Annotated in this window: 14 protein-coding genes; 13 read left to right on the forward strand and 1 reads right to left on the reverse strand. The window is 36.2% G+C overall.

Annotation, left to right across the window (positions count from 1 at the left end):
• Window positions 1–590 precede the first annotated feature (590 nt).
• The 10 genes from ACQKMH_RS20540 (at window position 591) to ACQKMH_RS20585 (ending at window position 10,192) form a co-directional block, all read left to right on the forward strand.
• Window positions 591–1,919, forward strand: coding sequence for a PTS sugar transporter subunit IIC (locus tag ACQKMH_RS20540; RefSeq protein ID WP_427589247.1), 1,329 nt, complete (start codon window positions 591–593; stop codon window positions 1,917–1,919).
• Complete coding sequence (locus tag ACQKMH_RS20545) at window positions 1,912–2,208, forward strand: hypothetical protein (protein WP_427589248.1); 297 nt, start codon at window positions 1,912–1,914, stop codon at window positions 2,206–2,208. Before ACQKMH_RS20540 ends, ACQKMH_RS20545 begins: the two co-directional genes overlap by 8 nt.
• On the forward strand, window positions 2,205–3,287 hold the full coding sequence (locus ACQKMH_RS20550) for a DUF871 domain-containing protein (RefSeq protein ID WP_427589249.1): 1,083 nt from the start codon (window positions 2,205–2,207) through the stop codon (window positions 3,285–3,287). The genes ACQKMH_RS20545 and ACQKMH_RS20550 overlap by 4 nt, the downstream gene beginning before the upstream one ends.
• A gap of 85 nt (window positions 3,288–3,372) precedes the next feature.
• Window positions 3,373–3,678, forward strand: coding sequence for a PTS sugar transporter subunit IIB (locus ACQKMH_RS20555; RefSeq protein WP_230159835.1), 306 nt, complete (start codon window positions 3,373–3,375; stop codon window positions 3,676–3,678).
• A gap of 30 nt (window positions 3,679–3,708) precedes the next feature.
• Window positions 3,709–4,035 (forward strand): PTS lactose/cellobiose transporter subunit IIA, encoded by a 327-nt coding sequence (locus ACQKMH_RS20560; protein ID WP_427589250.1) that lies wholly within the window; start codon window positions 3,709–3,711, stop codon window positions 4,033–4,035.
• A gap of 346 nt (window positions 4,036–4,381) precedes the next feature.
• Window positions 4,382–5,284, forward strand: coding sequence for an aldo/keto reductase (locus ACQKMH_RS20565; RefSeq protein ID WP_427589251.1), 903 nt, complete (start codon window positions 4,382–4,384; stop codon window positions 5,282–5,284).
• A gap of 287 nt (window positions 5,285–5,571) precedes the next feature.
• Complete coding sequence (gene sftI, locus ACQKMH_RS20570) at window positions 5,572–6,912, forward strand: sulfoquinovose isomerase (RefSeq protein WP_427589252.1); 1,341 nt, start codon at window positions 5,572–5,574, stop codon at window positions 6,910–6,912.
• 93 nt (window positions 6,913–7,005) lie between these two features.
• Entirely contained in the window at window positions 7,006–7,731 is a 726-nt protein-coding gene (locus tag ACQKMH_RS20575) for a GntR family transcriptional regulator (RefSeq protein WP_427589374.1), read from the forward strand.
• Window positions 7,732–7,761: 30 nt separating this feature from the next.
• Window positions 7,762–9,195 (forward strand): aldehyde dehydrogenase family protein, encoded by a 1,434-nt coding sequence (locus ACQKMH_RS20580; protein ID WP_427589253.1) that lies wholly within the window; start codon window positions 7,762–7,764, stop codon window positions 9,193–9,195.
• Between the two features lie 94 nt (window positions 9,196–9,289).
• On the forward strand, window positions 9,290–10,192 hold the full coding sequence (locus ACQKMH_RS20585) for an AEC family transporter (RefSeq protein WP_427589254.1): 903 nt from the start codon (window positions 9,290–9,292) through the stop codon (window positions 10,190–10,192).
• A gap of 777 nt (window positions 10,193–10,969) precedes the next feature.
• On the opposite strand, the gene ACQKMH_RS20590 is transcribed toward ACQKMH_RS20585, so the two are convergent.
• Complete coding sequence (locus ACQKMH_RS20590; protein ID WP_427589255.1) at window positions 10,970–12,199, reverse strand: Gfo/Idh/MocA family protein; 1,230 nt, start codon at window positions 12,197–12,199, stop codon at window positions 10,970–10,972.
• 667 nt (window positions 12,200–12,866) lie between these two features.
• Between ACQKMH_RS20590 and ACQKMH_RS20595 the strand changes: the two genes are divergently transcribed.
• From ACQKMH_RS20595 to ACQKMH_RS20605, 3 genes are all read left to right on the forward strand, one after another.
• Window positions 12,867–14,264: an MFS transporter gene (locus tag ACQKMH_RS20595; RefSeq protein ID WP_427589256.1), complete on the forward strand. Its 1,398-nt coding sequence runs from the start codon at window positions 12,867–12,869 to the stop codon at window positions 14,262–14,264.
• Between the two features lie 280 nt (window positions 14,265–14,544).
• On the forward strand, window positions 14,545–15,225 hold the full coding sequence (locus ACQKMH_RS20600; protein WP_133345340.1) for a transaldolase family protein: 681 nt from the start codon (window positions 14,545–14,547) through the stop codon (window positions 15,223–15,225).
• Between the two features lie 69 nt (window positions 15,226–15,294).
• Window positions 15,295–15,972 (forward strand): DUF4867 family protein, encoded by a 678-nt coding sequence (locus ACQKMH_RS20605; protein WP_427589257.1) that lies wholly within the window; start codon window positions 15,295–15,297, stop codon window positions 15,970–15,972.
• Window positions 15,973–16,322: the final 350 nt, after the last annotated feature.

The raw sequence follows: 16,322 nt of genomic DNA on the forward strand, positions 1-16,322 counted from the left end.
ATTAAAAGAGAAAGTAGAGTTTCGTAAATATCACTTAAAGTTGAAGATGATTTTATACTATTTTGTCATCACAATTAGTTGCTGAATCACTGTTTCACGTAAATGATCATCTAACGGAGCTGTATTAAAAAGCTCTGATTAATAAAGACCATCTATGGCTAATCGATTGATAGCTGCTGTTACCGAATTAATATGATCCTGCTCCACTTTGTCTTGAAGAACGATTATCCCTCTTTAAAAATGTCATCATCCCATTTCATTAAATTCACAGAGCATTGTAAGTTTCTACTTTTGTATAGTTAGTCCTCCTTAAGTATGAAGGTATCACTGTCCCCAGATTTCATCCTTAAAACAGTAAAACTTGATATGTAGGGAAAGTCACTAGGTGGATTACTCTTTAATACATTTATCCCCTTAATCTTACCTGGCTTAATATCTGGATAAAATCTTTTAGAACGACTTATTTAAGAGTCTTACACTGATTTAAGGGTAGGTGAAAAAAATGTTGACATAATCAATATAACGTTATAATGTTTATTTATTGTAATTTTTTGTTTTTTCAGACTATAAATAAAAAGGGGGTAAAGTTATTGAATAATTTTATGGGGTTTCTCGAAGCTAAGGTGCTGCCAGTGGCAAACAAAATTGGTTCACAAAGACATCTACTAGCTATTAGACATGGCGTTCTAGCAACGCTTCCTTTAACGATCATTGGATCATTCTTTGTTATTTTGTTGAATTTTCCAATTGAGGGGTATGATGAATGGATAGCACCTTATCGTGCTGCTTTAGATGTTCCGTTTCGGTTTACAGTAGGAGCGATGGCTTTATATGCAGCTTTTGGGGTCGGGTCAGCTCTTGCTGGACATTATAAATTAGATCAGCTCAGTGCAGGCTTTCTATCAGTCTTAGCTTTTTTAATTACATGCGTTGTGCCTACGCAAGTCATGGAAACTGTTCCAGGAGTCATCGAAGCAGGGCGTTGGTTACCAATCAGCTCTTTAAGTGCAGCTTCTTTATTCGGAGCAATTGTGACAGCATTGATTTCCGTAGAAATTTTTCATTTTCTGATTAAACGTGATATCAAAATTAAATTACCGGAAAGTGTTCCGCCAATGGTTTCGAATTCCTTTGCAGCTTTGATTCCAACATTAGTCGTCGTCCTTTTATTCTGGGGCATTCGCTATGGTTTAGGCTTTGACATTAATTCGATTATCACTACATTGGTATCTCCTCTCAAAAATTTATTGGTAGGAAATAGTTTAATAGGTGGTCTGCTTACTGTCTTTCTCATCGTTTTCTTTTGGTCACTGGGTATTCATGGGCCTGCAATATTAGGGCCGATCATACGACCAATGTGGGATTCGGCGATTCTTGAGAATATGGATACATTTGCGAGAACAGGTAATGCAGCTAATTTGCCCAATTTATTTACCGAACAATTCATTCAATGGTTCGTCTGGGTCGGTGGTGCAGGTTCGACTTTATCGCTCGTTGTATTGTTCTTATTTTCAAAATCGAAATATTTGAAAGAGCTGGGTAAACTGTCCTTTGTTCCAGGGATTTTTAATATTAATGAACCTGTCATCTTTGGAGCACCTATCGTTATGAATCCTATATTAATGGTCCCATTCATTGTTGCTCCTTTGGTTAATGTCATCGTTTCATATACGTTCTTTCAATTGGGATTAATACCAATGATCATGGCAAAGCTGCCGTTTACGGTGTTTAGTCCGATTGCAGCTGTAATCAGTACTGATTGGACAATCATGGCCGGGGTTCTTGTTTTATTGAATTTCTTCATCTCATTAATGATCTATTTTCCATTTTTCAAGATGTTCGAGAAGCAACACTTGCGTGATGAAAATAAAATAGAAGATAGACCAGAGAAAAACAAAGAGGACATTAAATATGCTTGAAATAATATGTGCAATCCTTTCATTTGTAGGAGCCCAAATCATTTTTTCCCGTACCAGTCTAGGTGAAAAATTAACTCCCTGGAAATCGGTTGGCCTCTCTATTTTAATTATTGGCTTTTCTATTTTTCTGTTCAGCGCAATGGGTTCGACTTATTATTTGATAGTCATTGTACCAACGATTATTTGTTCTGTAATGGTATCCTCCCGCTACCGTGATTACTTAGTGGGTTTACAAGCTAAGCGGGCTCAATGGAAAGAAAGTAGAAAAGGAGTGAATGATAGCTTATGAGAAGATTAGGTATTTCCATTTATCCTGAACACTCTACACCGGATAAAGACAAGCAATATATTAAACTTGCCCATGGTTATGGTTTTGAACGAATTTTCACGTGTTTATTATCGGTTTCAAAACCTCTTGAAGTTGTGTTGGAAGAGTATAAAAATATTATATCTTATGCGAAATCATTACATATGGAAGTCATTCTTGATGTTGCACCAGCTGTTTTCGACAAGTTTGGCATCAGTTATGATGATTTGAGTTTTTTCGCAGAAATGGGAGCTGACGGTGTTCGTCTTGACCTTGGGTTCGATGGCTTGAAAGAAGCTAAAATGACATATAATCCTTATGGGTTGAAAATCGAATTGAATATGAGCAATGATGTCGATTATTTATCGAATATTCTGACGCACCAAGGGAATAAAAATCAAATCATCGGTTGTCATAATTTTTATCCACAAAAATTCACGGGTCTGCCTTATGAGTTCTTCATTTCCTGCAGTAAACGTTTTAAAGAAAACGGCATTAAAACAGCGGCATTTGTTACTTCACAAACTGGTGATATAGGGCCATGGAGCATTAATGATGGTTTATGCACATTGGAACAGCATCGTGACCTATCAATTGATGTACAAGCTAAGCACCTGTGGGCAACTGGTTTAATTGATGATGTAATCATTGGAAACGCATATGCCAGTGAAGCGGAACTGAGAATGCTTGGTTCCTTACAGCGTGACATGATCGAATTGAAAGTGGAGTTTCATTCGGATGCGTCTTCAATCGAGCAAAAGGTTGTATTGGATGAATTACACCTTCGCCGTGGTGATATCAGTGAGTATATGGTCCGTTCGGTGGAAGTTCGGAAAAAATATGCGAATGAAGATTTTGCAATTAGGGAAAGTATTCCACAGGTGAAAGGATCCGTTTTCATTGGTAATGATTCTTTCGGGAAATACAAAGGGGAACTTCAAGTCATTTTACGGGATATGCCTTTGGATGCACGAAAAAATGTTGTCGCACAAGTTGTAAAAGAAGAACATTTTTTACTGGATTACATTAAACCGTGGGGCACATTCAGATTGATTAAATAGTCTACACGACTTACCACTTTAACGAGCTTTAAATATAATCATTTGCTTACTATCCAGTAAGAAAATTTTTAAGGGGGAAAGAGAAATGAATATTTTATTATGTTGTTCTGCAGGAATGTCTACTAGTCTATTGGTTAACAAGATGGAGAAAGCTGCAGCGGAAGAAGGAATGACCGTGAAAATACAGGCTGTAGCCACTATGGAAGTAAGAAACCACATTAATGAAGTGGATGTTATTCTTTTAGGTCCTCAGGTTCGTTACTTACTTAACGATATAAAGAAAATAGGTGATGAGAAAGGGGTACCCGTAGACACGATAAATCCGATGCATTATGGCTCATGTAACGGTAAAGAAGTATTGAAAACAGCTATCCAATTAATTTCAAAATAACATACTATCAAAATATAAGAGGGTGTTAATGTGACAAAAACAAAAGAGGATCTTTCTGAATTATCATTTCAATTAATTCTTCATAGCGGAAATGCCCGCAGTTGCGCAATGGAAGCCATCGCCTTGCAAAAACAAAAGAAATCAAGCGATGCCCAAGAAAAACTAAAGGAAGCAGAGAGTGAGTTTGTTGCAGCACATAAAATCCAAACGGCATTGATCCAACAAGAAGTGAATGGTGAAGAATTCGAAATTCCATTGCTCTTAATCCATGCTCAAGATCACCTGATGACTTCCATGACCACAAAAGATTTAGCGAAAGAAATCGTGGAATTACACGAGAAAACACAAAATAACTAACTAAGTGATCATGCTGCTAGGGGAATGAGTTCTTATTTAAAAGGTTGCTAAGGCAGCCTTTTTCTTTTGGACATAATGGGTGAATTTGCACAACAAGGTGGCGTTATATTTCTATAGTTTAGGTCATGAACGTAAGCTAAAGTATTATGGCATATAAGGTCACTCAAGATTAGGAATCTCCGAAATTTTAATTTATACTAATACTCATGGCAATAGCAAATGATACTGACACAGATTAACCAGTATGTTTATGAAGGATATTCAGGACAGAAAGCATTAACATAGGTAAGCCATAACAAACAACTTATTAGCAAGGTCAATCATGATATAAAAGGAGAGAAAAGGCATGCAAAGAGTCAATTTAACTGAAGATTTTAGTCTTTCACGCATTGTTCACGGTATGTGGAGATTAGCAAATTGGAAATTTTCAAACGAAGAAATTCTATCACTTATTGAACATGGTATGGATCGAGGTATCACTACATATGATCACGCCGATATATATGGCAGTTACACATGTGAAGAGATTTTTGGGAACGCTCTTTCATTAAAGCCATCTTTACGCGATAAAATGGAGATTATTACGAAATGTGGCATAGTACTTCAATCAGAAAACCGTCCTTCTCATAAAAGTCACCATTATAACACTAGTAAAACCCATATAATAAAGTCTGTTGAACAATCTCTTATGAATCTTAAAACGGATTATATAGATTTATTACTTATCCATCGTCCGGATCCCCTGATGGACCCGGTGGAAACGGCTGAGGCGTTTAATCAATTAAAAGAATCAGGAAAGGTCCGTAACTTTGGCGTATCGAACTTCAAAAAACCGCAATGGGATATGCTTCAATCTTATCTTGAATATCCACTTGTGACGAATCAACTGGAGCTTTCTGCATATAATCTTGAAAACTTCGAAGATGGAACCATAAACTTATGTCAGCAAACGGGCGTGGCGCCGATGGCATGGTCACCGCTCGCAGGAGGAAGCATCTTTGAGGAATCGGATGAAAAGGCTGTCCGTTTAAGAAAAACGTTAGAAATCGTACAAGAAGAAATAGGGGCTAATGGAATAGATGAAGTCATGTATGCCTGGCTGTTGAAGCATCCTGCAAAAATCATTCCAATCGTTGGTTCCGGCAAGGAAGAACGCCTGGATAGCGCCATTGATTCATTAAACCTAAGTATGAAACAAGAGCAATGGTTCAACATTTTAACGAGTTCCATGGGGCATGATATCCCGTAATGATCATACAGTTGAACCGCAAAAGAATGGGACTTCCAAAAGGGGGCCCATTCTTTTTTGCGTGAAAACATAATTGGGAATTAACTAGAGATGTAGACAGGCAATCGTTTAACCAATCCTTCCGTAAAGACCAACCTATCAATTCAAGTGAACGACTGGAACATCAATCTTTAACCCTTTTAAGTAATACCTTCAATTTTTAATAGTATATTTTTATTGATAAAGATAGTTATGTATTTTATAATGGTTATAATGAATTAACATCATGGATAAGAGGGGGTTCGTACATGCTTAACACGGTCGTTTTATATTTACCTATAGGTAGAAAAACGTTTGATATTGAAGCAGCTGAAATATATCGTAAGCAAAGTATGGAGTGGTTGGAAGAAAGCTGCAGCCATCTTGTAGCACCAGAACAAACCGTGACATCTGTTGAGGAACTTCAAGATTTTTTAGATTCCATAAAAGATGTGAAATTCGATACGGTTTTATATCAGAGTGTTACATTTGCAGATGGAGAGTTTATGGTCAAGGTATTGGAGTATTTCAAGCAGCCTGTCATTGTTTGGTCAGTTCGCGAACCGAGTGTTGGAGGACGATTACGCCTCAATTCATTAACTGGTGGGAACAGTACAAGTAATGTACTGCGGAATCATCAACATCCGTTTGCTTTTGTATTCGGGAATCCAGATGAAGATGCTTTAAGAAAGCGTTTACTAAGACAATTTGATGTTATGCGTGTTCTAAAGGCATTAAGTGAACTGAAAATAGGCGTGGTAGGTGAATATCCACCAGGTTTCTTCTTCTCACAAGCTAATGAAGGAGAACTGCAAACAGCACTTGGGGTTACACTTCATAAAATTGATTTACAAGAGGCGTTTACACATTGTGTGGAACTCCCAGAACAAGAGTGGATCGGTGAAATTGACCGTGCTGAGAAACAAGTAATTGGATTGAATCGTAATGATGAAACCGTTACGAAGTTCGCTCAATTTTCAACGTACATAAAAAAACATATCCAGCAACAAGAATTGAACGCATTGGCGATGCGGTGTTGGCCGGACTTTTTTAACGAGTTGGGAGCAGCTCCGTGTTCGACTCTATCCCAATTCACAGAAGACGGAATGGTAACATCATGTGAATCGGATATTCATGGATCGGTTTCTATGTTTATTTTACGTGAATTAGCTGGTGGAAATGCACCTTATTTAGGAGATTTAGTCCATGTAGATGAAGCAAAAAATTCGGTTGTATTTTGGCATTGTGGTGCGGGAGCTTATTCACTTGCCAATCCTACTACAGGGGCAACAGTCGGTGTACATCCAAATCGGAAAATAGGCTTTGCAATGGATTTTGGTTTGAAAGCAGGAGTAGTAACGATCTTTAGAGTAAGCCATACACCTGAAGGCTATCGTCTTTTAGTCATGAAAGGAAATGCATTGGATGGAGAGCAGCCGTTTACAGGAACATCTGTGGAAGTGGAATTAAAAACAGATGTAATGGACACACTTTACAAACTTATGCATGCAGGATATGAGCCTCACTTTGCACTAGTTTATGGAGATGTAACGGAACATCTAATTGAATTGGGACGTATCCTTCAATTAGAAACCGAGGTATATGTATAAGAAAACAGTATTTCACCATTACAGCAATAGCTAGTTAATGATATATAATTTATCTTATATACTAGCTTAAAGGGGTTGGACAACGTGAAAAATATGATAGATGCTAATAAAAATGTGGCTCTTTATTTACAGGTAAAAGACATTTTAGTTAAGCGCATTCAGGAAAAAGTATGGAAGGCAAACGCATTAATACCAACGGAACAAGAGTTGATGCAAGAATTTGATGTTAGCCGTACCACTTTAAGGCAAGCCATTTCCATTCTTGTACAAGATGGATTATTGGAGAAAAAACAAGGAAGGGGAACAATTGTAAAGCCTCAACCTCTTATTGGTGGGAGCTTAGGAAAACTAAAGGGGTTAGCAGAAGAAGTAACAGAGAGAGGCTTGACACCTAATTCAAAATTATTGCGTGCAAACTTTAAAAAAAATCTATATTACGAAACATCAATGCTCCAACTAGCAGAGGGAGAAGAAGTTTTTGTAATTGAAAGAATCCGTTTCGCTGATGATGTTCCCATTGCCATTGAACGCTCATGTTGGCCCAGGCATATTGGTAAAATAATTGAAAAACATGACCTGAATAGTGCAAAGTTTTATGAGATTCTAGAGGAAAACGAAACTTTTTTAAAACGTGCGAAAGAAAAAATTTGTGCAATCAACGCAACTATTTATGAAGCAGATTTACTTGGGATTCGCGGTGGTGAAGCTTTGCTTGAAATGACAAGGCTAAGTTTTGGATTTGATGATAAACCACTTGAATTTACGATAACAAAATACCGTAGTGATAAATATCATTATGATATTGACCTTTTTAGATAAATCTTAATACGTTTAGGGGAGTGGAGAGATTTGACGAATGGAACACTAGTTAAGCAATATGGTTTATATGTGGACGGTCAATGGGAGAAAACGTCAGAAACAATGAACGTACTAAACAAATATACGCAAGAACCCGCAGCTCAAATTTCAGTAGCAACAAAAAAACATGTGGATAAATCTGTAAAAAGTGCAAAAACAGCGCTAAAAGTAAATTTTTCACCATATGATCGATATGAGGTATTAATGAAAGCTGCTCAGTTGCTAATTGAGCGTCGTGAAGAATTTGCTCGAATTTTAACTATTGAAGTTGGGAAGTCCATTCGCGAATCACGTGGAGAAGTAGATCGTTCAGCTCAAACTTTACAAATATCAGCAGAAGAAGCAAAGCGTATTCATGGAGAAGGTGTGCCTGTTGAATCAGCTCAAGGTTCAGAGAATCGCATGGCCTTTACAGTACGTGTTCCGGTTGGGGTCATTGCAGCTATCACCCCATTTAATGCACCTATAAATCTGGTCTGTCATAAAATCGGACCAGCACTTGCTGCTGGCAATAGTGTGGTCTTAAAACCAGCCGAAGTAACCCCAATCTGTGCCATTAAACTGGCAAGCCTATTGGAAGAGGCTGGTCTACCAAAGGGACGCCTTCAAGTGCTGACTGGAGATGGTGCAAAAGTTGGTGAATGGTTGCTAGAAAATCAAGATGTTAACATGTTTACTTTTACAGGAAGCCCTCGGGTAGGAGAATTAATCCGTTCAAAGGCGGGATTACGGAAAGTGTCTCTTGAATTAGGAAACAATTCAGCCACCATTGTTCATAAAGATTCTGATTTGGAAAGAGCTGTAACTTTAGTTTCACAAAAAAGCTTTAACAATGCAGGACAAGTTTGTATCTCAGTCCAACGTATCTATGTTCATAACGATATCTATGAAACCTTTGTTGCTAAGTTAATAGAAAAAACAGAAGGTTTTGTAGTTGGTAACCCATTGGATGAAAAAACAGATATCGGACCTATGATTCGTCTTACTGAAGCGGAGCGGGTAGAGGAATGGGTGAAAGAAGCAGTAGAACAAGGTGCACAGATTGAGTTAGGCGGCAAACGTGATGGCGCTTTTTATTTTCCTACAATCTTAACGAATGTAAATGATGACATGAAAGTTTGCCGTCAAGAAGTGTTTGGGCCAGTTGTGTCCATTGCACCATATGAAGAGATAGACGAAGTGATCGCTAAAGTAAACGATTCTGATTATGGTTTACAAGCTGGACTTTTCACGAACGATTTACAATTAACAATGAAAGCAGCGCGTGAAATAGAAGTGGGCGGGCTGATTGTTAATGATGCGTCAGCATATCGGGTCGACCATATGCCTTATGGTGGCGTGAAGAAGAGTGGAAATGGAAAAGAAGGTCCGAAATATGCAATTGAAGAAATGACGGAAGAACGTATTATTGTCATAAATTTATAATTGTATGATTTATAAAAAAAGGACCTAGAGGGGAAAGGATCTAGGTCTTTCCTTTAGCCAAATGACAAAACAAAAGGTAATGAAGGTGACAAAGATGGAGTTTTTAACTATTCTCCTACCTATTTTCGGTATTTTTGCGATCGGATTTATTGGACAAAAGAAAATCGGATTTGATACAAAGACAATTTCAACAATGGCGCTTTACATCATGTCTCCCGTTCTAGTATTTCAAACTTTTTATACAACACCATTTAACGTTGATTATTTATATCTTACTTTTTACACATTTGCCCTTTGTTTTTCCCTGATTGCAGTTGTTTATATGATTGCTTTTTTTCACGGATATTCGACTCCTGAGACATGTGGGCTGATATTGGCGTCGTCTTTTATGAACAATGGAAACTATGGTACCCCCGTTGTCTTATTACTTTTCGGTGCTACCGGACTAAAATCTGCCATCATTTTAATGGTGATACAACAATTAGTTATGTGTACGGTGGGGGTGTATTATGCTGCAAAAGGGAGTCCAGAAGGGAATGGTATACGTTCAGCGCTTCGGGCAGTTCAACGTATGCCCACTATATATGGCGGACTTTTAGGCGCTACTTTTCAATTATTGGATATTCCATTAAGCAGCGCCGTACAAGAAGCTGTAGGCTTAGTAGCTGATGCAGCTATTCCTACTGTAATGATCGTACTAGGAATGCAGCTTGCTAGAATATCAATAAAACATTTAGCAAAAGCCAAGATTTCGTGGTCGCTCATTGTCAAACTTGCGATTTCACCTGCCATAGCTTATATGCTAACACTTTTCTTGCCTGTAGATGATATGGTTAAACAAATTATGATTATTATGGCTGCCATGCCAACAGCAGCTAATACGACTATGTACGCTCTCCAATTCAATACAGAGCCAGAGTTTGTTTCAAGTACGACACTAATTAGTACTTCGTTAAGTCTTGCTACTTTGCCAATTATTTTTATGATGGTCTTATAAAAAAATAGTGGAATTCCATATATATTTACGATCAAAAAATGTTAGAGGATGATTAATCAGAGTCCTCCCAATAATACAATCCTGAACAAGTAAGTAGATATTATGAGTTTGTAGACAAAAGGGATTCTATCTAAATGATAAAAACAAGTTGATTGGATCGGGTGTGCAAGACTCCAGTGGGAAAAGCGCGACCAAGGGAGACCTCTCAGGCGCAAAGGCACCGAGAAGGCTCCCGGACCGCCCGCGGAAAGCGAGTGCCTGGAGGGGAAATCAACGGGCAAATTTTAAAAACCTAAAAAAATGTAAACAAACTCAATTATTATCTAGTTTTTCTACTGTCTGAAGCTTTTATATCATATAAAAGCTTCTTTTTAATAAGTTTCTTCTATATAAGGGGGGGACAGTCAGCGATATGGAAATACCCGTCTTTGCTATCATTGTCTCATGGTTAAATTCAAAGGGGCGGAACAACTTAATATTTGTTTGTAACATAGTTTAGAAAATTGATTTGCACATAGGATTTAGAGTGAGTGCTTTACGGTGGAATGAGGGAAAATAAAACTAAGTACCGGCTTACCCCGGAATTCAAAGGGAAGAAGCATGTAAGATGCTCTAATATCCGAAAAGGATACTGTGCATTTTACATGCTCCCATTTACACCGAGAATGAACACAAAACAGAAAGGTGAGTTGTAGATCTTTAACGCCATACACCATAGTTTACATACCGTGGGGGAGAGGACTGTGCTTAAGACGTACCCCTACTAGATTCAATTCATTAGAAGACTATAGCTTTCCCTTTATAAACGCTTTTTAACAACTCATCAATGTATACTACTTTTCCTGTTTTTATGGATTCTTCTGCCGCGATTCCGACGACAATAGACCAAAAGCCTTCTTCAACAGTTGCCGTTGTTGTGGATATGCCTTCAATATTATCGATAAAGTATTTGTGCTCATAATAGGTTCCCCCATTATGCCCACTGCTCTGGATAACAGATGGATAACAAGGAGTGGAGATTCTTGTAGGTTTACTTTCACCACTTAATACTTCTAGGTGTGTATTCGGTCTATTTACTGGTAAAAAATCATCGTTTTCATATGCTCTCAGTCTTCCTTTATCTCCACATATCGTTATTTCTTCATAAAACATAGGAGAAAACATACATAAATTAAAATTCGTGTTAACACCGTTTTCATAAATGATATTGACATTAGCATGATCAATAACATCCGATTTTTGATCTTTATATTCAAAATCAGTAAAATTGACAGCGCTTCCTCCAGTTGCATATACGTAAGATGGTTTAGATTGAGCAAATAAGTTTAAAAGGTCAAAGTAATGACAACATTTTTCAACTAATGTCCCGCCTGAATACTTAGAAAATTTATTCCATTGGTTTACTTTATCGAGGAATGGAACCCTATGTTCTACAATGCTAATTGTTTTAACGTCACCAATGGATTTTCGCTCGATTGCTTCATGAATCGATTCATTATAAATGGCTTTGTATCGATATTGAAGGCCAATTTGAAATATCCCTTTATAATCATCAGCAAGTTCTTTAATTTCCAATGCATCTTCTAAATTTGTAGCCATTGGTTTTTCCAATAAAATATGTTTACCAGATTTGACAGCTTCTCTCACAATCTCAAGATGGGTATAGTTTGGCGTGCAAATAATTAGTCCATCTACCTGTGGATCATGACAAGCGTCCGTTAGACTCTGATATTCTACTAAATCGTGGCCAGGGAAGTTTTCTGAGAACATTCTTTTCGTATTTTCAATACTTTTCTTATCTATATCATAAATACCATGGATGGTGGCTCTTCCTTCTAACATGGTTACTTTAATATGCTCATGCCCTATCATTCCAGCACCAATAACGTTGAATTTATATTTTTGTTGTTCACTTTTATAAATGTATTTATCCTTTTCAGATAAGTAATCAACATTTAAAAAGCCTGAGAAAAAGTTACTGTTTAATTCTTTTCTTTTTGTACTCATATCAATAACCTCCAGTAATGCCATATTTTTAATTAAATTTCACCAGTTTTTCCCTCTAATTATTTAGTTTGGTATTCCAAAAGAAGGTGTAAAATACACTTGCTAGCGTTATAGGAAAGATAGGTAATTACTAAGCTAACGTTGAAGTTTGAGGGCAAAATGCAACATCATGCACAATAAACGTAATTACCTTTAAATAAAAATCAGTACCTTTGTTCATTATAAGAATACGTTTACAAAATTACAAGTGAAGATTTTAAAAAAATCAAAAATTCTGAAAAGATAAAAACTGAATTTACATCTAACTAATAGTTAAGGCATATTAAAAAAAGAAGAAGCTATGTGTAGGTGGAAATCTGATGAACGAAAGATTCGGTAGAGTATGGAAGTATATTTGTAGACTTTTACTATAGGATATATTTTTTAAAACTGAAAAAAATATATGGAAAAGGCTTGCTATTTTGTATGCGTTTTCATAATATAATTAAAACATAGTAACTTTTTTAAAAAGATAGTAATCTTATCTCTAAAATAGAAGGGAGATCATGCCGTGAAGATTTGTTAACTGGAATTTTTTAGTGTCTGCATTTCTTATGAAGGGTTATCTACAAATATCCAAGTGGAAATTTCTTGAATTATAAAAATGGTCTCTAAAAGGAGAGAACTTATGGAACAATCAGTCATTCAAAACGTTGAACGTTCAGTTGAAACTTCTAAGAAATTAAAACTCAAGGAAAAAATCGCTTACGGAATGGGGGATGTTGGAAATAATTTTTTGTTTGATTTAGGTCAAATATATTTGCTTAAGTTTTATACCGATGCACTAGGATTGCCTTCTGCAACTGCTGGACTAATCTTTTTAATTACAAAAATTTGGGACGCTTTTGCCGATATTACTGTAGGTACTTGGGTTGATAATCGAAAAAAAATTGGTCCTAAAGGAAAGTTTAGACCTTTTATACTTTACACAGCAGTACCGCTAGCTCTTATTACAATCGTGAGTTTTACTAATCCAGATTTTTCACTTACAGGAAAAATGATTTGGGCTTATGCTACTTATATGGCTTTTGGAACCATTTATAGTATTTCGAATATCCCTTACGGTTCAATGGTTCCGGCTATGACCAAAGATCCTGTAGAAAGAGCAGAGTTAGCTGCATTTAGACAAGCAGGTGCAAACTTTGGCTTACTTGTTACTACAGTTGGGTTTATGCCTATTGTGTTACTTTTTGATAGTGAATCTACTGGATATATAGTAGCTGTATCGATATTTGCATTTGTAGGTGTTTTATTTCAAATATATTGTTATGCGAATGTTAAAGAACGGTATGTATATGAGAAGCCAAAAGAAACGCAAGTAAAACTAAGTGATAGTTATAAAGGCCTTCTAAAAAATACGCCTCTTCTGATACTTTGCTTAGTCAACTTGTTTACCTTTTCAGCGTTTAATGTGAAGCTCGCAGTACAAGTATATTATTGTCAATATGTTTTAAAAAATGTTTCTATCGTTCCTTACATGGGTTTTTTTAGCATTGGCTGTGTGTTTATTGGTGTGGCATTAGTTCCGTTTATGGTTAAAAAGATAGGAAAAAAATACACGTATATACTTGGTTGTGCAATTTGGGCAGTTGGCGATATATTAGCTTATCTTTTTGCTGATAACGCAGTAATATTTATCATTTTAGCTTGTTTTGCATTCTTTGGAAGTTCATTTGTTAATAGTTTAAACTGGGCATTTGTTTCTGATGCAGTTGAATATGGAGAATGGAAAACAGGTAACAGATCTGAAGGTGTGGTTTATTCTTTCTTTACTTTCTGTCGCAAACTATCTCAGGCCCTTGCGGGTTTTATTCCAGGGATTGTTTTAGGGTTGGTCGGTTATGTTCCCAATGCAGTGCAAAATGCTAATGTAGTTGAAGGGATTAGAGGACTAATGTTCATATATCCAAGTACTTTAGCCTTGGCAACTATTATTGTAATGGGAATATTTTATAAACTATCAGATGAAAAATACAATAATATCGTAAAAGATCTTAATGACCGTAAAACCGGTGTACCTATGTAAAATAAAAGTGAAGAGTAAGACTGTAGGATTTAACCATTTGAAGACCAGTTATGTTAGGGTATTGCCATTTTTGAACCGATGGATGTATGTTTTTACGGTGAAAATTCCAAGTGTGCTTCTATCGTAAAAACGGACTGGCGGTATTGTATAAAAAGATATTTACTAGAATCTGTATAAAAAGCTTGAAATATTGTAGTCTATTTTTTATTATAATGTTAAAGGTAATGATGTTTTATATAAACATTATTATGTTTAAATTAATAACAAGGAGGAACAAACTATGAAATATTTTTTGGATAGTGCTATTCTTGAGGAAGTTCGTTATGCATATAAAAATTGGGCAATTGATGGTGTGACAACAAACCCCCGTCACATAATGACTAGTGGTAAACCATTCCTAACAGTTTTAGATGAATTAGGAAGTGAATTTAAGGGCGTTGAAAACTTTCCTATTTCAGTCGAGATTAATCCTCATTTAGAAGATGCAAAAGAAATGGTTGTAGTAGGAACTAAAATTGCAAAATTATCTTCTAATTTCGTCATTAAGATCCCGTGTACAGAGCCTGGTTTAATTGCGGCGAGGGAATTTGAAAAAGAAGGTATTCCTACGAATGTTACCCTTGTTTTTTCTCCGTCTCAAGCCTTACAGGCTGCCCGAATTAAGGCTAGTTTTGTATCACCTTTTGTTGGATGGAAAGAAAATAGCGGAGATGACACAACTCAATATATTCAAGACATCGTAAATATCTATAAAACATATAATTTTGATACAGAAATTATTGTGGCTGCATTACGGAACGGTAAACAAATGGTTGATGCTGCGAAAGCAGGTGCTCATATCGTGACTTGTGGCTTCGACGTTTATAAGGAAAGCTTCCACCACGCATTTACTGATTATGGATTAGATAAATTCCGCAATGCTTGGGATAACACAATAACGGAAGCACCCGTATTAAAATAATAGATTGCGATGAAGGGTACCTCATAGGTTTTTCTTTGCGGGGCCTTTTATAGAGAAGAAATGAGGCGAATGGCTTTGTCTAAATTCGAAACGATAAAAGGGCTTAATAAACACGTTTCTTTTTTTCATGTTGAAGATAGAACTTTTACACCATACGGTAAAATAATTAAGGGATATGATTTCCATGAGTTACAAACTTATATGGAAGATATAGAAATTCCTCAAGATCAAAATTTATATATTGCCTCTGTTGCAAATATGGAAAATACGAGAGTGAAAGAACAAATTCAAACAGCATTTTATGGTGAGATGTCGATACAAATTGGATATTGTAATGGTCCTAACTCAACTTTAAATGGTTTAGAATATCATAAAGGCAGTGAAATCAACATCGCTGTGACAGACCTGGTTCTTCTCTTAGGAAAGGTACAAGATATTCAAGACAATATCTATGATTCTAATAATGTGACAGCTTTCTTTATACCTAAGGGAACTGCCGTGGAATTATATAGTACGACATTACATTTTGCGCCGTGTAAAGTAAATAATGATGGTTTTAAGACCATCGTTATTTTGCCATCCGGAACAAATGAACCATTAAAAGAGGACTTGGAAAAAAGAACAGAAGAGGATAAGCTATTGTTCATGAAAAATAAATGGCTACTTGTTCATCCTGAAAGAAAACAGTTAGTAAGCCGCGGTGCATATGCAGGAATAAGAGGAGAAAATATTTCAATTTTCCAGTAATGTCAGATCATTAACTAATAGAGGGACTTTAAAAAGAATATAATGTTATAAGTATGCAAACAATTTCCTTCTTCTTTATCTCTCTTTTTCTAATTTTTTTGACGAGTTGCCCAACATTAAAAAGAAAACGTTCTCAATTCATAAAAGCCTTAAAAAGAGGCATATCATTTGAATGTCTACCGAAGGCTCATATATTAAAAATGCATTCAACTCCAAGTCTTGTCCTGCTTGGAGTTGAATGCATTTCTTAACATGATTATAATAAACCGTCAAATATTAACCTTTGTTCAACTGAGCAAAGCTAAAAAAAGAGAACGTGTAAAATGAATTTGGCAAGGGGAGCTAAATGG

The sequence above is a fragment of the Peribacillus sp. NPDC097895 genome, assembly GCF_050277555.1.
GTDB lineage: Bacteria > Bacillota > Bacilli > Bacillales > DSM-1321 > Peribacillus.